The 18,959-nt window shown below is 41.3% G+C and carries 20 protein-coding genes, 2 tRNA genes and 2 pseudogenes; 14 read left to right on the top strand and 10 right to left on the bottom strand.

The window, feature by feature from the left end; translation table 11 throughout:
- The first annotated feature begins 1 nt into the window (after nt 1).
- The 3 genes and pseudogenes from F955_RS05840 (at nt 2) to F955_RS05830 (ending at nt 2,974) form a co-directional block, all read left to right on the top strand.
- Entirely contained in the window at nt 2-1,561 is a 1,560-nt protein-coding gene (locus F955_RS05840; protein ID WP_004892320.1) for a PepSY-associated TM helix domain-containing protein, read from the top strand.
- The gene (locus F955_RS17030; protein ID WP_004892318.1) at nt 1,558-1,839 is read left to right on the top strand and encodes a hypothetical protein; all 282 of its coding nucleotides are present in this window, start codon (nt 1,558-1,560) and stop codon (nt 1,837-1,839) included. The genes F955_RS05840 and F955_RS17030 overlap by 4 nt, the downstream gene beginning before the upstream one ends.
- A gap of 201 nt (nt 1,840-2,040) precedes the next feature.
- Nucleotides 2,041-2,974 (top strand): annotated as a pseudogene (locus F955_RS05830) (IS5 family transposase).
- Nucleotides 2,975-3,102: 128 nt separating this feature from the next.
- Here the strand turns inward: F955_RS05830 and F955_RS05825 are convergent.
- Nucleotides 3,103-3,178: transfer RNA gene (locus F955_RS05825), tRNA-Arg, on the bottom strand.
- A gap of 189 nt (nt 3,179-3,367) precedes the next feature.
- Between F955_RS05825 and F955_RS05820 the strand changes: the two genes are divergently transcribed.
- The 7 genes from F955_RS05820 (at nt 3,368) to F955_RS05790 (ending at nt 9,442) form a co-directional block, all read left to right on the top strand.
- Nucleotides 3,368-4,303 carry an ABC transporter ATP-binding protein gene (locus tag F955_RS05820; protein WP_004892312.1) on the top strand — a complete coding sequence of 312 codons (936 nt, stop codon included), beginning with the start codon at nt 3,368-3,370 and terminating at the stop codon, nt 4,301-4,303.
- Nucleotides 4,300-5,073, top strand: coding sequence for an ABC transporter permease (locus F955_RS05815; protein ID WP_004815236.1), 774 nt, complete (start codon nt 4,300-4,302; stop codon nt 5,071-5,073). Before F955_RS05820 ends, F955_RS05815 begins: the two co-directional genes overlap by 4 nt.
- The gene (queF, locus tag F955_RS05810; protein WP_004892310.1) at nt 5,073-5,888 is read left to right on the top strand and encodes an NADPH-dependent 7-cyano-7-deazaguanine reductase QueF; all 816 of its coding nucleotides are present in this window, start codon (nt 5,073-5,075) and stop codon (nt 5,886-5,888) included. Before F955_RS05815 ends, queF begins: the two co-directional genes overlap by 1 nt.
- Nucleotides 5,889-5,907: 19 nt before the next feature.
- Nucleotides 5,908-6,558: a hypothetical protein gene (locus F955_RS05805; protein ID WP_004892307.1), complete on the top strand. Its 651-nt coding sequence runs from the start codon at nt 5,908-5,910 to the stop codon at nt 6,556-6,558.
- 295 nt (nt 6,559-6,853) lie between these two features.
- The gene (gene mltB / locus F955_RS05800) at nt 6,854-7,855 is read left to right on the top strand and encodes a lytic murein transglycosylase B (protein WP_004892304.1); all 1,002 of its coding nucleotides are present in this window, start codon (nt 6,854-6,856) and stop codon (nt 7,853-7,855) included.
- Nucleotides 7,856-8,143: 288 nt separating this feature from the next.
- Entirely contained in the window at nt 8,144-8,755 is a 612-nt protein-coding gene (locus F955_RS05795; protein WP_004815231.1) for a septal ring lytic transglycosylase RlpA family protein, read from the top strand.
- A gap of 231 nt (nt 8,756-8,986) precedes the next feature.
- Complete coding sequence (locus F955_RS05790; protein WP_004892301.1) at nt 8,987-9,442, top strand: Mpo1 family 2-hydroxy fatty acid dioxygenase; 456 nt, start codon at nt 8,987-8,989, stop codon at nt 9,440-9,442.
- 33 nt (nt 9,443-9,475) lie between these two features.
- On the opposite strand, the pseudogene F955_RS05785 reads toward F955_RS05790, so the two are convergent.
- From F955_RS05785 to rpsB, 3 genes and pseudogenes are all read right to left on the bottom strand, one after another.
- Nucleotides 9,476-10,018: pseudogene (locus F955_RS05785) on the bottom strand (DUF3465 domain-containing protein).
- Between the two features lie 85 nt (nt 10,019-10,103).
- Nucleotides 10,104-10,982, bottom strand: coding sequence for a translation elongation factor Ts (tsf, locus tag F955_RS05780; protein ID WP_004892295.1), 879 nt, complete (start codon nt 10,980-10,982; stop codon nt 10,104-10,106).
- A gap of 141 nt (nt 10,983-11,123) precedes the next feature.
- Complete coding sequence (rpsB, locus tag F955_RS05775) at nt 11,124-11,870, bottom strand: 30S ribosomal protein S2 (protein ID WP_004892292.1); 747 nt, start codon at nt 11,868-11,870, stop codon at nt 11,124-11,126.
- A 208-nt stretch (nt 11,871-12,078) separates the two neighbouring features.
- Here rpsB and map point away from each other — a divergent pair, with 208 nt between their 5' ends.
- Nucleotides 12,079-12,906 (top strand): type I methionyl aminopeptidase, encoded by an 828-nt coding sequence (map, locus tag F955_RS05770; RefSeq protein WP_004892289.1) that lies wholly within the window; start codon nt 12,079-12,081, stop codon nt 12,904-12,906.
- A 254-nt stretch (nt 12,907-13,160) separates the two neighbouring features.
- The gene (locus F955_RS05765) at nt 13,161-14,396 is read left to right on the top strand and encodes a pyridoxal phosphate-dependent aminotransferase (RefSeq protein WP_004892285.1); all 1,236 of its coding nucleotides are present in this window, start codon (nt 13,161-13,163) and stop codon (nt 14,394-14,396) included.
- 107 nt (nt 14,397-14,503) lie between these two features.
- On the opposite strand, the gene F955_RS05760 is transcribed toward F955_RS05765, so the two are convergent.
- Nucleotides 14,504-14,914: a GFA family protein gene (locus F955_RS05760; protein WP_004892283.1), complete on the bottom strand. Its 411-nt coding sequence runs from the start codon at nt 14,912-14,914 to the stop codon at nt 14,504-14,506.
- 154 nt (nt 14,915-15,068) lie between these two features.
- Between F955_RS05760 and F955_RS05755 the strand changes: the two genes are divergently transcribed.
- Nucleotides 15,069-15,500 (top strand): PaaI family thioesterase, encoded by a 432-nt coding sequence (locus F955_RS05755; RefSeq protein WP_004892281.1) that lies wholly within the window; start codon nt 15,069-15,071, stop codon nt 15,498-15,500.
- 22 nt (nt 15,501-15,522) lie between these two features.
- Here F955_RS05755 and F955_RS05750 read toward each other — a convergent pair whose 3' ends face one another.
- Nucleotides 15,523-15,966: a hypothetical protein gene (locus F955_RS05750; protein WP_004892279.1), complete on the bottom strand. Its 444-nt coding sequence runs from the start codon at nt 15,964-15,966 to the stop codon at nt 15,523-15,525.
- Nucleotides 15,967-16,202: 236 nt separating this feature from the next.
- On the opposite strand from F955_RS05750, the gene F955_RS05745 reads away from it, so the two are divergent.
- Nucleotides 16,203-16,278, top strand: a tRNA-Asn gene (locus F955_RS05745).
- Nucleotides 16,279-16,622: 344 nt separating this feature from the next.
- On the opposite strand, the gene miaE is transcribed toward F955_RS05745, so the two are convergent.
- Genes miaE through F955_RS05725 form a run of 4 tightly spaced genes read right to left on the bottom strand, consistent with a single transcriptional unit; the run spans nt 16,623 to nt 18,947 of the window.
- Complete coding sequence (miaE, locus tag F955_RS05740) at nt 16,623-17,276, bottom strand: MiaE family protein (protein ID WP_004892275.1); 654 nt, start codon at nt 17,274-17,276, stop codon at nt 16,623-16,625.
- A 12-nt stretch (nt 17,277-17,288) separates the two neighbouring features.
- Nucleotides 17,289-18,014, bottom strand: coding sequence for a pyridoxine 5'-phosphate synthase (gene pdxJ, locus F955_RS05735; protein ID WP_004892273.1), 726 nt, complete (start codon nt 18,012-18,014; stop codon nt 17,289-17,291).
- 13 nt (nt 18,015-18,027) lie between these two features.
- Entirely contained in the window at nt 18,028-18,738 is a 711-nt protein-coding gene (gene recO / locus F955_RS05730; protein WP_004892271.1) for a DNA repair protein RecO, read from the bottom strand.
- 11 nt (nt 18,739-18,749) lie between these two features.
- A complete protein-coding gene (locus F955_RS05725) occupies nt 18,750-18,947 on the bottom strand; it encodes an NF038104 family lipoprotein (RefSeq protein WP_004892268.1) in 198 nt (65 codons plus the stop codon).
- Nucleotides 18,948-18,959 lie beyond the last annotated feature (12 nt).

Here is an 18,959-nt window from a genome sequence, read left to right as displayed (position 1 = left end):
CATGCATAAATCTGTCCGTCAATCCATGGCATGGTTACATTCATGGCTGGGTTTAAGCTTTGGCTGGTTACTCTTTGCGATCTTTTTAACAGGCGCGGTCACCTATTACCGACATGAAATCAGTCTATGGATGCAGCCTGAATTTGCCACAATGCAGGTCAATCAGGAAACTGCCTTAAAATCTGCTTACAGCTATTTACAGCAGCATGCACCGGACGCCCAAAACTGGTATATCGGAGTTGCCAATCAAGATTCACCTGTGAATAAAGTTTATTGGCAAAAAATGGATGGTGGCTATGAAGTCAAAACCCTGAATGCTTCGACAGGAAAAGAATTACAACTTTCAGCCACACAAGGGGGAAATTTTTTCTATAATTTTCATTTTCAGCTCTATGGTATGCCCTACACGATTGGTCGTCTCATTGTGACGATTGCTGCCTTTATCATGTTACTGACTCTAATTTCAGGAATCATTACCCATAAAAAAATCCTGACAGACTTTTTTACCCTAAGAGCCTTTAAAGGACAGCGCTCTTATCTGGATTTTCATAATGTTAGTTCAGTGATTGCTCTGCCGTTCTTTTTGACCATGACATTTACCGGGTTGGCGATTTTCTTTTATATCGTGTTGCCTTCCGGTATGAAAAAACTTTATCCAGACAATCCCTTTCAATATTTTGAAGAAATTCGCACAATCAATACATCAGCCACCCCCTCAGTTCCTGTGAAAACCCAGATGCTGCCAATTCAACATTTTATCACCACGGCGCAGCAACACTGGGGACATGCGGAATTTGACAATATCACGGTCAAGCAGCCCAATACCCAGCTGGCACACATGACCTTAACCCAACTGAAAGATCACTCCATTACCCGAAATCAGGCACAGCTCATTTTAAATGCCGCTACCGGAAAATTGCTTGAAAATACACGCAATGAAAGTGCAATTGCCACACTCAATGCCGGCATGTATGGCTTGCATATGGCGCGTTTTGCCGAGCCAGCCTTACGTTTAGGACTGTTTTTCTCTGGCCTATTGGGCTGTGCCATGATTGCCTCCGGTCTGCTGCTGTGGAGTCTGAAGCGCCAGATGCAGAAAAAATCAGCGCGGTTTCATCTCGGACATTATTTGGTGAACCGCTTGAATATCACCATGATCATTGGCTTGCCGCTTGCCATGCTGGCTTATCTCTATGCGAATCGTTTTATCAGCATCCCTGTAAGTGCACCAAATTATGAAATTTATAGTTTTTTCAGTATTTGGCTCGGCAGTTTCATTCTGGCATGTTTAACACCGCAGCAATATTTATGGAAGACTCAGCTTAAAATCCTGATTGGTACTGCTTTTATGCTGCCGCTGATCAATATTTATTATCTCATTTCCCATGACTATATTGATTCTTTTACAACTTACTGGCCGTTTCTGAGAATCGATCTGATGCTATGGAGCTTGGCACTGCTTGCCCTTTTTTTACACCAGAAAATTACGCCCATTCAGCAAAAGGCGGTCAATAAAATTCAGGCCAAACTAAAAGTCACGCAACAGGAATCATCAACATGATATGGATTGCAGTGATCGGTCTGCTTTGGCTGAGCTGTTTTGGTTTTTATACGGTAAGTGAAAAGCAGATCCTAAAAACCCGAAAATCTCGTTACACTTTTTTAGCGAATTTTCCTACGCACACTAAATTCGTTGCGGGTATTTTCTTATTCGTCGCAATGTTTTTATTGCGTACCCAGTTTAGCTCGAGTATTAGCTTTGTGGCTCTATGGATATTTCTAAGTCCTGTACTTTTTATCTTTATTCTAAAAATAAACAATTTAGAAAAAAAACTATGAAGATTCGATTTGCACTATACGTCAGTATGAATATAAAATCTGGATTGCTCCCAGTATCCTAGACATGAGACAGCCTCATTTTGGAGCTGGAATGATCTAAATTAAATTCATCAGAATCACTCTATTTTAATATTAATAAATAAAGTCGGCTTTGTTGCACAAACCTAGCCTATAAGGTTTATTCAGTCCTATAATTTCAAAATGAATAAACATACTCCTAAAACTTATCGTACAACCAACTGGTCTTCCTATAATCGCGCTCTTATTAATCGGGGCAACATTTCCATTTGGTTTGATCCAAACACTCAGTGGTATGCACAACCACAAGACAAGCAAGGTCGAAATCAAACTTACTCCGATAAGGCTATTCAATGCTGTTTAATGATCAAATCTTTATTTAGACTCTCTTTACGCATGGTCACAGGTTTTGTTCAAAGTCTGATTAAACTTTGTAGATTAAATTGGACCGCACCAGATTACAGTACGCTTTGTCGAAGACAAAAACATATTAATATTGCGATTAGCTATCAAAAAAGTAGTGATGGGCTACATCTACTCGTCGACTCAACTGGCTTAAAGTTTCTAGGTGAAGGTGAGTGGAAACGTAAGAAACATGGACCTGAATATCGTCGCCAATGGCGTAAGCTTCATATTGGCATCGATGCTGAAACCTTGCAAATACGTGCAGTACAGCTTACTACAAATAATGTGAGCGATTCGCAAGTACTCGGTGATTTACTTGCTCAAATTCCCTTAGATGAACGAATTGATTCGGTCTATACCGATGGTGCTTATGACACGAAGCACTGCAGACAAGTCATTCTAGATCGAGATGCACATGCGGTCATTCCGCCAAGAAAAAAATGCAAAACCATGGAAAGATCAGAAATTGAGATCTTTAGAGCGGAATGAGTTACTGAAAACAGTTAAAAGTTTAGGAAGAACGCTTTGGAAAAAATGGTCTGGTTATCATCGTCGAAGTTTAGTTGAAACCAAGATGCATTGCATCAAACTATTAGGTGATAAATTAACAGCAAGGAGTTTTTCTAGTCAGGTGAATGAGATTCATGCACGCATAGCCGTATTGAACAAATTTACAGAATTAGGTCGTCCTCATACCCAAGTTGTCACTTGAATTCTGTTCAAATGAGCAGAGTGTTGTCTTTTAAATCTTTGTGCAACAAAGCCTCGGACAATAGAAAGATTTAAGTTATTAATCTTTAATAATATTATGATTGGATAGGATTTATTCAAATAAAGAAATGGTGCGCTCAGCGGGACTCGAACCCACGCCACAGGCTTCGGAGACCTGTACTCTATCCAGTTGAGCTATGAGCGCTTATATGAGGAGTGCGCACATCATAACAAAAAATCGCATAAGGTAAACAACTATATATAAGCTAGTGATTTTAGTGACTACGCTTTGAACAATCTTCTCACACCTTTATAAAAGAATTCCCACTCAATCACTTGGCTTATTTATACAGATCACTCACAATATCTCAATTTTTCACCATTTGAGATCTCCATGACTGATGCATTGACCTTAAGGGATTTGTCAAAGACCTATCGCAATGGCTTTCAAGCATTAAAAGGTATTAATCTGGATGTACCAGAGGGTGAGTTTTATGCCCTGCTCGGCCCGAATGGTGCAGGTAAATCTACAACCATCGGCATCATTAGTTCCTTAACAAGAAAAACCTCTGGGACTGTTGAGATTTTTGGTCACAACTTGGATACCCACCCTTCTGAAGCGAAACAGTGTTTAGGCGTAGTACCACAAGAATTCAACTTCTCCCAGTTCGAGAAAACGTTCGACATCCTTGTTACGCAGGCGGGTTATTACGGTATTCCAAAGAAAATTGCTCAAGAACGTGCCGAAGAATATTTAAACCAACTGGGTTTGTGGGAAAAACGCGCTACACAGGCACGCATGCTTTCAGGCGGGATGAAACGTCGTCTGATGATCGCTCGTGCCATGATGCATGAACCAAAACTGTTAATTCTGGATGAACCAACGGCGGGTGTCGATATCGAGCTGCGTCGCTCGATGTGGGACTTTCTGAATGAGATGAACAATAAAGGTACATCAATCATTCTGACCACTCACTACTTAGAAGAAGCAGAGATGCTGTGTCGCCGGATTGCAATCATTGACCGTGGTGTCATTAAAGAAGACACCACCATGAAGAACTTCCTCAATCAGCTAAATGAAGAATCCTTTATCTTCGATCTGGCCGAACCAATCGAACCTCTCCAGCTCGATATTATTGGTGTGAAGTTTAATCTGGTCGATCCAATGACATTGGAAGTCACTTTAGATAAAGCACATAGTATGAATGAACTGTTCCAGTTACTCGAAGCACAGAATATCCAAGTACGTAGTATGCGTAACAAATCCAACCGTCTTGAAGAATTGTTTGTGAAAATGGTTGAGAAAAACCTCAATGGAGCTGCGCAATGAATTTAAATCAGCTTGGCGTTGCCCTCTATACCATCATTTATAAAGAAATCCGCCGCTTTATGCGGATCTGGCCCCAAACCCTACTTCCACCTGCCATTACCATGACTTTATATTTCGTGATTTTTGGTAATCTGGTGGGTTCACGGATTGGAGAAATGGGCGGCTTTAGCTATATGCAGTTCATTGTGCCCGGTTTGATCATGATGGCGGTCATTACCAACAGTTATGCCAACGTATCTTCCAGCTTCTTTAGCTCTAAATTTCAAAAGAGCATTGAAGAACTGATTATGAGTCCGGTACCGCTACATGCAATCCTGTGGGGCTATGTTCTAGGTGGCGTGGCACGTGGTATTTTGGTGGCAATTATTGTGACCAGCATGAGTCTATTTTTTACTGACTTATATATTACTAACTGGTTCGTAACTATATATACAGTACTCGTTACTTCGCTACTGTTTTCATTGGGTGGCTTTATTAATGCGGTATATGCCAAATCCTTTGATGACATCTCGATTATCCCCACTTTTGTGCTGACTCCCCTGACTTATTTAGGTGGTGTATTCTATGCCATCAGTGTTTTAAGCCCTTTTTGGCAAAATCTCTCTTTAATTAACCCGATCGTCTATATGGTGAATGCATTCCGTTTCGGCATTTTAGGTCATAGCGATGTCAATGTTTCCATTTCATTGGCTGTGATTACCTTCTGGTGTGCTGTGTTATACGGTATTGCTTACTATTTATTGTCTCGTGGTTCAGGAATGCGTGAATAATGAGTGTAGAACATTCTCTTCTTGGTAAAGAAACCAACTATCCAACAGAATATCAACCGGAGATTCTGTACCCAATCTCACGTGCGCCTGCGCGTGAGAAATATGCTCATATTGAAGCAATTCAACAAGGTACGGACTGGTGGCATATTTTTGAAATATCCTGGTTAAATGCTGCCGGTGTACCACAGGTCGCAATTGGTCGAATGACTTTACCCGCATCTTCTCCAAACTTGATTGAATCCAAATCTCTTAAGCTGTATTTCAACAGTCTGAATTTTGCCAAGTTTGAGTCTAAAGCAGCTTTTATTGCGACAGTCGAACAGGATTTATCTAAAGCCGCTGAAGCGGACGTAAAGCTAGATCTGTTCCATATAGATGAGCTGGACATTGCCAAGCCTGAAGGAATCTGCCTGGATGAACTGATCCCAGAACGTCTGGAAAATCATCCTGATGCAACGTTATTGGCTCTAGATAATAAAAGCGATGAAAATGTCGAAGTTCAGCTATATTCACATTTATTAAGAAGTAACTGTCCAGTCACTGGACAACCAGACTGGGGTACAGTATTTATACGCTATCAAGGTAAAAAACCTTGTTATAAGAGCATATTGGCTTATATTATTTCGTATCGTCAGCACAACGGTTTCCATGAACAATGTGTGGAACAGATATTTGCCGATATCTGGCAAAATCTAAAACCGGAAAAGCTGATGGTATATGCGACCTATACACGCCGTGGTGGATTGGATATCAACCCTTGCCGTGTATCGGACTCCACATGGATGCCTCGCCCTATTCGTTTAGCGCGACAATAAGAAACATTGAGGTTTAACGATGCCTTTTTTTGGATTTATTCCTTCAGCAGAACTTTTAAATACAATTCAGACTGCACAGAAAAATAAAAACTCCAGCGAACCGCTGTATCCACTTCGTGACAAAACGGCATTAATGATCAATGATGAGATCATTGATGCCATTTTGACTGAACTTGTACGCAAATTTCCAGCAAGTGATAAGCGTGATACTGCGGAAAAACTGGCAGGATATATCAAGTCCACGGTAGCAGTCTTGCTCAAGCAGTTATTGGGCAAAGCTCCTAATGATGTGGTACGTGAATCCATTGCCTTTTCTGAACGCAGTCTGTTTAAGGATCCTGAAGGCAACATCCGTATCGGTGAATCTCTAGATGCCAATCTGGTCACTAGCCTTAAGTACCAGTTTGCTGAAGTAAAAGCAGGCAATGAAATCGATAAACAGACCTTGAGCAATCTCTATAAAGAGTTTGGTGAGGCGACTGTGCGTCATTTCATGGTGGATTTTAACAAAACCCTGGATCTGGGCATGATTAAACGTAAAGCGGCCGATATCGGTGCTTCTGCAGTGATCAAGGCAATCAACATTGCTGCTGATAAAATCATCCTGAAATTAAACAAGGATGAACTAAAGGCAATGGCGGAATACCACGACACTTTGTTCTATTCTTAATATAAGTTGATCAAAAAAGCCTGACTGATGTCGGGCTTTTTTATTGCCAATGAAATAGCTTGTTACAGTAAACGCATCTTCACAAGAAAAATGCGTTAAAAATAGCCATACTTTGTCTCTTTTTGTCAAAGCGGTTGGATGTCATTATCCAGTCAATGTTATCTTTAATAGTCCTGAGCAATTGTGTTCTGTTTACAAGATTTTATCGATTTTTTGCCTCTTTTTTCGGGCATAAATAGAATTGCAGGATGCCCCCTATTGCCAACTCATTCATGAAATTGGAAATCACTGTCAGATGTTAAAACCACATTTTTATAAAAAACTTAAACAACTTTCTCTGGTATTCGCTGCACTAAGTTTTAGTAGTTTTAGCCAAGCCAATGATTTCCAAACGCATCCCTCTTATTCTGCTTTTAAAATCAAAACCATGCAACAGTATGGTTTAAGTAATGAACAGATTGACTGGGCCATGAATGGTACACGCAATTTGCCGAATGTGCTGAGCATCATGAGCCGTCCTGGTGAAAGCAAACCGTGGTATAGCTATAAAACCAATTTTCTGGCTGAAAGTACTATTCAGCGTGGTGTGCGTTTTAAACAGCAGTATGCCGATACCCTGAATCGTGCTGAACAGCAGTTTGGTGTACCACAGGCGATTATTCTGGGGATTCTGGGAGTAGAAACCGGTTTTGGTAGCAACAAAGGTTCTTTTATCACCCGTGATGCATTAGCCACTCTTGGATTTAATGGTGATCGCCGCAATGAATACTTTCAGGATGAGCTTTCTGCTCTGATTGCCTGGTCATATAAAGATGGGGTGCCAACCAACTCTGTAGTGGGTTCTTATGCCGGTGCGATCGGTTATCCTCAGTTTATGCCAAGCAATATTCCCAAGTTTGGTGTCGACTATGATGGCAATGGTCATATTGATCTTCGTAACTCTGCTGTGGACGCTATTGGTTCAATTGCCAATTATCTGGCTCAGCATGGCTGGCAACGCAACCAGCCAATTGCTTTCCCTGCACGTTATGCTGGTTCAAATCCGGATGCAATAATTGCCAAGGACCTGACCCAGCCAACACCCTATGGTGTATTAAAAACTCAAGGAATTAGTCCTATGAATCCGATCGTAAAAATCGACGATCTGGATTTGGTCAATGTCATTCAATTGCAAGAAAATTATGGACCGATTTACTACATTACTTATCCAAATTTTCAGGTGATTACCACCTATAATCGCAGCCGAATGTACGCCACTGCTTTGTGGTTATTAGGTACAGAAATCGTGAGTCGATAAGGCTCTTATTTACCGCAAGACACAAAAGTCAACAAATATTTATGAGAAATAGTTCAAATTCTGGACTTTTTTCATACTTTGTTACAATTATGGTTATTTTTTAACCAATTATTGTTTATTTTACGTTCTTTTCAAGACTATTTTAATTAAAGACTAGACAGGCTATTACCGGCATGAATATTATCCATTTCGTCAAATGTAGTTGCATAAGTTAAATATCAGGCTCGTTTACTTGGTTTTTCAGCACTTTAGATTAACCTTTTGAACCCGCTGCTAGGAGTTGATTCGATGCATTCTTCAATCAAATACTTAATGGCCATTGCCACGACCGTCACACTGACGCAGTCGCAGGCAGAATTGGTTCAGTCATCATCATTAAATAATGATAATGACCGTTCGCGTGTTGCCACACGTGTTCTGAATCGTGAAGCTCAAAGCTTCAATTCAAACTTTACAAATTTAAACAGCCTTTCAATCACTGAGCGTTCTGGCGATAAAGTTCGTCGTGAAACGATTGCAGCTAAAATTGAAATCCCTGAAGATGAGCCTTCAGTGATTGAAAAACTGAACACTGTTGCTTCCAACACAGTTCGTAAATTCAGCCAGACTGGTACAGCATCTTGGTATGGTCGTCAGTTCCACGGTCGTAAAACGGCTAGCGGCGAAACTTTCGACATGAACGGAATGACTGCAGCTCACCGTAGCCTCCCATTGAATTGTTACATTCGTGTGACTAACAAGAACAATGGTAAGAGTGTGGTAGTGAAAGTAAATGACCGTGGTCCATTCCATGGCAACCGTGTACTTGATTTATCTTATGGTGCAGCCAAGCAAATTGGCATCACCAATGCGGGTACTGCCAAAGTTAGTATTGAGCGTGTACAAGGGCCAAACTCTTAAGATTTAGCTTATTAACGCATTTGACCAAAAGCCACAGATAATGTGGCTTTTTTTTATGGAATGATTTGCTGTGCTTAAATTAGAACTTATTTTAGGTGTACTGTTACTGCTCTTATCCGCCCTGCTCGTCTATTGGTCTTTCTCCAGTAAGCTGATTTCCTGACAAGTGCGTTTTGACCACCACCCTGTTCTGCTTTATATTTTAAGAAATAGAAGCAGCAGGAGTGGAAAATGAAAACTGTAACGGAATGGTTTGATGAATACAGCGACAGTCATCAAAACAAGACTAATAAGCTGATCCACTGGGTCTGTGTGCCCACTATCTATTTTTCTATTATTGGTATTCTTGCTCACTTCAGTGTATTACTCACTGCATTACTGGTTGTCTTGGCGATGATCTTTTATACACGTCTTGATATTGTATTGGCGGTTGCTATGGCAGCACTGACTTTAGTTATGGCCTGGTTGATCTGGATCCTACCAGTCGGCGTCGGTTTTTATATCGGGCTATTTGTTTTTGCCTGGGTTGGCCAGTTTTATGGCCATAAAGTGGAAGGGAAAAAGCCTTCTTTCTTTAAAGACCTCCAATTCCTTCTTATTGGCCCGATTTGGTGCATGGATGCCTATCTAGGCAAAGTAATTCCTTTTTGGAAAAGTCGCCAAATAAGCGAAATGAAGCGCATTTAGCGCTATTTTTCATTTTCCTTCATGGGAAGGACCTTATTGATAGGTTCTTCCTTGATGTTTTAACCAGCCATCAACATGTTTTCGGCTTGGATCATGATGCGTCCAATGAATGACCCCACCTTTTTCGCTATATTCATATTCACCAAAAAATTCGACCACGTCGCCTTTTTAAACATTTGAAATACGCGGTGCCAGATCAATATTATGAGCGATCAGCACGGTATGGGTATTGCCATTATTCAGTTCTAAAATAAACTTCTGATGACGAGACCCTTCATTATCATCTTTTAATATCGCAATCACCTCGCCTGCACCTTGAACCTGAATATCACTTTGTCTTTGCTGATAAGCCTGTTGTATACGTGCAATACCCGTATCTACCGTATTAATATTTGCACGATCAGGCTGCTGTTTATGTTGTTCAGTAGCTTCCTGTACAGGTGTGAAAGTATTGGTCTGTTGCTTGGACTCAGACAGATCAAGTCCCAAATAAGCAGCAACCATTAGTACGATGACTGCCCCAATCCCTATATTTGCTTTATTTGCTTTATTTGCTTTATTTGCTTTATTTGCCATCATTCTCCCCTGATCAGTAATGACTTAATCATAAAAAAAGCCCCATTAAATGGGGCTTTTTTTAACTTTTACCTAAAGGTAAAAATTATTGAGCAGCAGCAGCTTGAGCAGCAGCAACTTCATCAGCAAAGCTCATTTCAGCTTTCTTCTCGATGCCTTCACCCACTTCGAAGCGAGTAAATTGAGCAACTGTAGTACCAGTTGTTTTAAGGATTTCAGCAACTTTTTTGTCGTTGTCGATAACGTATTGTTGACGCTCAAGAACAACTTCGTTCAGGTATTTCTCAACAGAACCTACAACCATCTTCTCAACGATGTTTGCTGGTTTGCCAGATTCAAGTGCTTTCGCTTCAGCGATTTCTTTTTCTTTCGCAATTAGCTCGGCTGGAACTTGTTCAGCAGAAACTGCAACCGGGTTGAACGCAGCAACGTGCATTGCAATACCTTTACCAGTCGCGTCGTCACCTGTATAAGACACAACAACACCGATCTTAAGACCGTGTTTATAAACTGCAAGGTTTTCGCCTTCAACAATTTTCGCACGACGTACTTGGATGTTTTCACCGATTTTTTGAACAAGCGCGATACGAGCTTCTTCAACAGTAGCACCATCTTCAAGTTTAAGTTCAGCGATTTTAGCAACATCAGTTTCGTTAGCAGCAAGAGCAGCAGCAGCAACTTTAGCAGAGAAACCAGCAAAGTTTTCGTCTTTAGCAACGAAGTCAGTTTGACAGTTTACTTCTAAAAGAATTGCTTTTTTGCCTTCCTGAGCGATCGTGATCGCGCCGTCAGCAGCAATATTACCAGCTTTTTTAGCTGCTTTTGCTTGACCAGATTTACGCAGGTTATCGATCGCAAGTTCGATGTCACCACCAGCTTCTGTCAAAGCTTTTTTACATTCCATCATTGCAAGACCTGTACGATCACGCAATTCTTTAACCATGCTTGCTGTAACTGCAGTCATGTTTATCTCCTAAATTCGGTAGAAAATGAATTCTTTATAGAACAGAAACGGCCCAGAGGATTCTCATGGGCCGCCTGCATACACGACGCTTACTTTGCCACCATCACGTGTCGCAAAAATGACAAGCTAGCGTCTAACGCATTAAGCCTCAGAAGCTGGAGCTTCTTCTGCTTTAGCTTGTGCATTTGCTTGTGATTGAGCATATTCTTTACCAGCAAGAATCGCGTCAGCCATAGCAGAAGCATAAAGAGTAACTGCACGGATCGCATCGTCGTTACCCGGAATAACGTAATCTACGTTGTCTGGGTTAGAGTTTGTATCAACGATACCGATTACAGGAATACCAAGGTTTTTAGCTTCTTTGATTGCAATTGCTTCGTGATCAACGTCGATTACGAATAATGCGTCAGGTAAACCACCCATGTTTTTAACGCCGCCAAGACCGCGTTCAAGTTTTTCCATCTCACGAGTACGCTCAAGAGCTTCACGTTTAGTCAGCTTAGCGAAAGTACCGTCTTGAGATTGAGTTTGAAGGTCTTTTAGACGGTTGATTGACTGACGAAGAGTTTTCCAGTTCGTCAACATACCACCTAACCAACGGTGATCAACGTATGGTTGACCAGCGCGTTGAGCTTGCTCACGGATGATTGCAGAAGCTGCACGTTTAGTACCAACGAACAAAACTTTGTTCTTTTTGCTAGCCAATTGGTTAGCAAAGTTCAAAGCATCATTTAACGCAGGAACAGTGTGCTCAAGGTTGATGATGTGAATTTTGTTACGCGCGCCAAAGATGTATTGACGCATTTTTGGGTTCCAGAAACGAGTTTGGTGACCAAAGTGCGCGCCAGCTTGTAGAAGGTCGCGCATGCTTACGTTGTAATCTGCCATTTTCTTTACCTTAAAGATTTGGGTTAGGCCTCCATATATCCGCATTCTCCACCCTTGCGGGCACCCAGAGTAATGTGACGATATATGTGCGGATTTTTAATACACCATTCATCAAGCTACGCAAATATATTCACGAAAAAGCATTTGATAAAATGGGCGGCTATTTATACCATAGTCGCACACAAATTTCCAAAAGTTTTTAGAGATCATGAACACTACTTATCAAGCTCCCCGTCGTTTAATTAAATCCGCTGAAGATATCGAAAAGATGCGTGTAGCTGGACGACTGGCAGCAGAAGTTTTGGATATGATCAAACCGCATATCAAACCAGGTGTATCAACGCTTGAATTGGATACGATTTGTCATGACTATATTGTAAATGTACAGAATGCGATTCCAGCATGTCTGGGCTATGGCGCAGCGCCAGGCCGTCCTGCTTTCCAGCATACGATCTGTACATCAGTCAACCATGTGGTCTGTCACGGTATTCCCTCTGAAGGCAAGATCCTGAAAAAAGGCGATATTCTTAATATTGACGTGACTGTCATCAAAGATGGTTTTCATGGCGATACCAACATGATGTACATCGTGGGGGGTGAAACTTCTATTCTGGCGAACCGCCTATGTAAAGTCGCTCAAGAAGCGATGTATCGTGGGATCGCAGTAGTTAAGCCAGGTGCAACCATGGGTGATATCGGTCATGCGATCCAAAAATATGTGGAATCTGAACGTTTTAGCGTAGTACGTGAATACTGCGGTCATGGCATCGGTACCACTTTCCATGACGAACCGCAGGTGCTGCATTATGGCCAGCCAAATACCGGTATGATCTTAGAAGAAGGTATGACATTTACGATTGAACCAATGGTCAATGCAGGTGTTTGGCAAACCAAATTGCTGGGTGACAAATGGACGGTTGTGACCAAGGATCACAAATTATCTGCGCAATATGAGCATACTCTTTTAGTAACAAAACATGGCGTAGAAGTCCTGACTGCCCGCCCTGAAGAAGATTTGTCACGTTTTACGGCATAATCCTTACAGGAAGCGCACAAAAAAGGTTACCCTCAGGTAGCCTTTTTTATTTTATATTTCACATATTTTATAGATTTCAAGTTTAGCCTGAAAGCCTTCAGTTACTGCGCCTTAACATCGAAGTTCAAGATAAACTTCGGCTATCAAAACACTTTTTCCGTAAAGTTTTATAAATTCTTTTGCCTAATGTGCACCAATATAGGCTAAGATATTGTGCTTTTTATTTTTTAATCCCTATAAGAAGGAATACCGCCGTGGACGTACGTCTCTCTGATCGTGTAAATGCCATCAAACCGTCCCCAACGCTTGCTGTGACTAACAAAGCTGCTGAACTTAAAGCTGCTGGTCATAACGTAATTGGCTTGGGTGCAGGTGAACCAGATTTTGATACACCGCAACACATCAAAGATGCAGCAATTGCAGCGATTAACAACGGTTTCACCAAATACACCGCTGTAGACGGTACGCCAGGTCTTAAAAAAGCCATTATTGCCAAATTCAAACGTGACAACAACCTTGACTATGCAGCAAACCAGATCCTGGTTTCTTGTGGGGGCAAGCAATCATTCTTTAACCTGGCACTTGCCTTGTTAAACAAGGGTGATGAAGTCATCATCCCTGCACCATTCTGGGTAAGCTACCCTGATATGGTGATCATTGCTGAAGGTGTTCCTGTTATTGTGAAATGTGGTGAAGAACAACGTTTCAAAATTACGCCTGAACAATTAGAAGCGGCGATCACTGACAAAACTCGTCTAGTGGTATTGAACAGCCCTTCTAACCCGACTGGCATGATCTATACGAAAGCTGAACTAGAAGCTTTAGCTGCAGTACTGCGCAAATACCCAGAAGTATTCATTGCGTCTGACGACATGTATGAACCAATCCGTTGGGATGACGAGTTCTACAATATCGCAACTGTTGCGCCAGACCTTTATGACCGTACAATCGTATTAAACGGTGTGTCTAAAGCCTATGCAATGACAGGCTGGCGTATCGGCTACGCAGCTGGTCCTGCGAAACTGATTGGCGCAATGAAGAAAATCCAGTCTCAATCAACTTCTAACCCGACTTCAATTTCGCAAGTTGCTGCTGAAGCTGCATTGAATGGTCCTCAAGACGTACTTGAGCCAATGATTGAAGCATTCAAACGTCGTCATGACCTGGTTGTAAAAGGCTTAAATGATATCAATGGTATTTCTTGCCTACCTGCGGACGGTGCATTCTATGCATACGCAAACATCAAACCATTGATTCGTGCCAAAGGTCTTAAATCTTGCACAGAATTCTCTGCTTGGTTACTGGAAGAAACTGGTGTTGCAGTCGTTCCTGGTGATGCATTCGGTCTAGGCGGCTTCATGCGTATCTCTTACGCAACTGCTGACGAAGTACTGGTTGATGCACTTGCTCGTATCAAGAAAGCTGCTGATTCAATCGAAGGCGTAGATGCTGCGATTGCGTCTATCGAAGCTGAAAAAGCTGCTAAATAATTTAGAGACTTTCTCAAGTTTTTAAATAAGAAACCCGCGTTTATCGCGGGTTTTTTTATTTGCTCTCTTTAAATTTAACCTTAAATTTTGCACTTTCAAAACTAAAATTATGAGCGATCCGAATTAAACATCTCGATGACTTCAGCTTCAGTCATTTTTTGGGTTTGATTATTAAATAAATAGAAGGCTGGCTGATGATCCACATAAATCTCCAGATTAAAATCCAAATCCTCAGGTAATTCCTCCAATGTAAAAACATTGATATGGGCAAATGAGTGATCTTTGGTCCGCCAAAAAATAAAAGTACCACAAACCCTACAAAAGCCACGCTCCGCCCATTCTGAAGAGTTAAAAACAGATAAATACTGCTGATCGACAAAATGAATATCTTCGATATCAATAGTCATTAATGGCCCACCGGTCTGGCGGCGACACATCGAGCAATGACAGGCAGCAACTTCATGATTCCTGAGTTGTACTTCAAACCGAGTCACACCACATAAACATCTTGCTTTCATCAGTATTCCTCATTGAACTTATTTTTTATATTTATTTTTAAGCCAAGGTATAAACCCTGCATACTCCAATCATACAATTTTTAATTGATGCCTGGGCCTCCATCCATCTAGAATTAAAAGATTATTCCAAAATCTAAAACAACAAGAGTAAGCAATGGATATCAAGAATCTATCAGGTTTACAGATTATGCAAGAAATGAGTAATGGCAATCTGCCGATGCCTTCTATGGCAACAACCATTCCCATGAAACCTACTTTAATTGAAAGTGGTCAGGTCACGTTTGAGGTGCAGGCAGATCAACGCCATTTAAACCCTTTAGGCGGTGTACATGGGGGCTTTACTGCAACAGTACTGGATACCGTAACAGGCTGTGCAATTCATACCGTTTTAGAAGCAGGTGCAGGATATGGCACGATTGATCTCAATATTAAAATGTGTCGCCCCATTCCCCAAAACAGACCATTGACGGCTATTGGTCAAATCATTAATACCAGCAAAAATCTTGCAATCTCAGAAGGAAAAATTATCGATGAAGATGGCAAGCTTTATGCTCATGCAACAGCCACCTGTATGATTTTTCGTTAAAACCCTCTAGTTTAAGAAAGGCTTAAAGCATACCCCACTTCGCCTGCGGTGCTTGAACAGCTTTTGGTTGAGTCAAAGCCTGATACTCAAAATAATGTCTAGAGACATTCGCCAGACTTAATTCTTGAGTCTGTGCAGTAGATGTCTGCCAAACTTTAGACTGATTTGAACCCGTAATGAGATTGCCCGAAATAGCATAAATAAACAGATCTTTTGGCTGTATTTCAGGCGCATTCAGGAATACTTCAAAGCTAAATTGGCGTTCCTTCTCAACCAGCCATTTTTCTGCAAACCACAATTGTAACAAGTCACCCAAATACAACTGTTTTGCAGTTAAGGGCCATAAACGGATTTCAGCGCCATGAACAGGAGTAAAATATCGGGTAGAATCTTGAATAATATCAAGGTAGTTTTCTTGATAGAAAGACAGTTGGGCGAAAATTTGAGGGATAGTGAGCGTATTCATTCGCTTTCTCCGGTTTAGCCATTTTTGTGCTGGCAAGTAGGTTTAAATCCACACTGTTTGACCATCTGGTCAAACGACTTTATATTTTCAATTTAGCAATTCGCTTATGCGCTGACAAGCTTTTTTTGAATTTTATAATTGATTGTCTAAATTAAAATCAGACAAACTATATTTGCAATAAATATAGAAGTTTTTGCTTGACCCCTGTCAAAATCCCTCTATAATCGCATTCAGATTCTCCCATAGCTCAGTCGGTAGAGCGACGGACTGTTAATCCGCAGGTCCCTGGTTCGAGCCCAGGTGGGAGAGCCAAATTCAAGAAAGCCCAAGCATTTAAGACTTGGGCTTTTTTATTGCTCCAATCTTTACTCGCATCAAAACTTTTCATCTCCCCCGTCTCACTCCTCCATGAAACTAGAATGATACTGATTGATAAACATACTCTGATCAGATATGAAGGATTTTATTTTTAACTCGTACATTTTTTTAACAATTAATATTTAATATACCCCTAAGTAGAGTCGCCTTTCAATCGACACAGTATTATTAGAAATTTAAAATTGCTTAGGCTATTTTTTAAACTTAAAACACACTCAGCTTTACTTTCGAAAAATATAAAAAAATCCTCCATTTCGGAGGATTTTTTTAAGGATGCTTTAGGCAACTTTTATTGGCACACCACTATGGAAGCGAAACATATCATCAGGGCTTAAAATCAGATTTTTTTCCACTTCTCTGATATGTTCAATACGTGCCTGAATATCTTCTTTTGGATTTTTCAGTTTTGCTGTTTTCGCTACATCCATAGCGAGTGCCAGATAGTCCTCAAAGTGGCGCGATTCGGACTTGAGCAGGTAACGGTAATAACGTCCCAGCTCATCATCAACATGTGGTGCCAGCGCATAAAAACGTTCACAAGAGCGAGCTTCCACAAAAGCACCAATGACTAACACATCAATCAGCGCTTCTGGCTCATAAGTGCGGATCTCTTTGCGTAAGCCGCCGGCATAGCGTCCTGCACTAAGACCAGTCCACTTCTGACCACGCTTGTTCATGAATTCCAGCACCTGTTCATAGTGCAGCATTTCTTCGCGTACCAGCTGTGCCAGCTTTACCTGTAAGTCTACGAAAAAGCTGTAACGAAACATCAGATTCATTGCAGTACTGGCAGCTTTCTTCTCACAGTTGGCATGATCCTGCATCAGGATCTCCAGATTCTGTAAGGCTTCGTCCAGCCAGGCTTTAGGAGTTTCACAACCCAAGAAACCAATGACTGGCTTCATGAGTTCATCATAATCAATATTCGACATAACTTTTTAATCTTAACGTGCAGCTTTAATTGCAGCCTTCATTTGTTGTACAGCTTGTGCCAGACCAACAAAAACTGCATCTGCAATAATCGAGTGACCAATGTTTAATTCATGAATTTGCGGAATTGCAGCAATTGGAGTGACATTATCCAGATTCAGACCATGACCTGCATTCACCACCAGACCTTTAGAAGCAGCATATTCTGCCCCTTTGATAATGCGCTCTAGTTCGGCCTTTTGTGCTTCAGGTGTTTCAGCATCCGCATAAGCACCGGTATGGATTTCAATCGTTGGTGCACCACACGCGACCGCAGCATCAATCTGGGCAATGTCTGCATCAATAAATAACGACACATCACAACCAATCGCAGTCAGTTCTTCAGTGGCTTTTTTCACATCTTCAAAATGACCAACCACATCCAGACCGCCTTCAGTAGTGACTTCCTGACGTTTTTCAGGCACGAAACAGACATGATGCGGCTGAATTTCTTTAGCAAAAGCCACCATTTCATCAGTCACAGCCATTTCCAGATTCATATGCGTGGTCAATACCGGACGCATACGACGTACATCATCATCCTGGATATGACGACGGTCTTCGCGTAAATGCAGAGTAATGCCCTCTGCACCCGCCTGTTCGCAGATCAATGCAGCATTGACTGGGTCTGGGTACGTCGTACCACGTGCTTGTCTTAAAGTTGCGACATGGTCAATATTGACACCAAGTAATGCAGCCATAATATTTTCCTAACTACGATTGAGATTGAGAATTTTGGATCCACAATTGTCGACTTTTGAGTGGTCGGTCACCAAGTAAGGCGGTAATCACCTGTCGATAAAGCTTCGTCAATAATTGTAACTGTTCTGGATTAAAATCCCTACCGTTTTCATAGCTCAACATAGTTAAAATCTGCTGTCCCGACAGGGTTGAACGTGAGGCTTTGGCAGAGGGCATGAAACCATCATTGAGCTGAAAATAGTAATGCTGTTGAGGAGCGATAACTACCTGATTTGCATCGACTGAAAAGTCCAGACCATAACCAAGTTCTTCCAGCAAAACATGCTCAAACTGGCGCAAGATCTGCTTGAGATAGGTATTCGGATCAGTTTGTGTAGAAAGCTGCTGCAAAGCCACTAAAGTTTCGCCATATTTAGCATAAGTCTGCGGCATTTCTACTTCGAGTGGGCAAAGTCGCAGCAGAATCTCGTTCAGATAAAATCCTGAAAAGAATGCATCCCCAAAAAAGAAAATGGGCTGATTGACAATTTCAAGCTTCGTAAAATTTTTGAGTTCAGATTTACCGGATGCTTGCAAGCTGATTGGCTGATATTGTGGTGGTGGCGTCTGTCTTAAAATCCCATCGATACGGCCGTATTCCTGGGTAAATAAATGCACAATATGGCTGCGATCACGATATTTTCGGTGATGAATCATGTATCCATGCAGCACTTCGTTACGCATAGGCTGCTTCTTTAATCTTTATTCTTTTTTGAATTTTTCTCATCTTCTTCGTCATCCCCATCCGGAATGGCGGCGCCCACAACGGCCGCAGTACCTTTGACTGCGACTTTTGTAGTTTTATAAGCAACTTTCACTGGAACGGTCACAACTTTATGAATACAACCCTGCAAGAATAAAACACATACAGTAATTGCCAGCAATTTCATCATGATCCATTCCTG

This window comes from Acinetobacter schindleri CIP 107287, from assembly GCF_000368625.1.
GTDB lineage: Bacteria > Pseudomonadota > Gammaproteobacteria > Pseudomonadales > Moraxellaceae > Acinetobacter > Acinetobacter schindleri.
The sequence above is the reverse complement of the archived record's forward strand: the minus strand, read 5'-3'. Positions and strand labels throughout refer to the sequence as shown.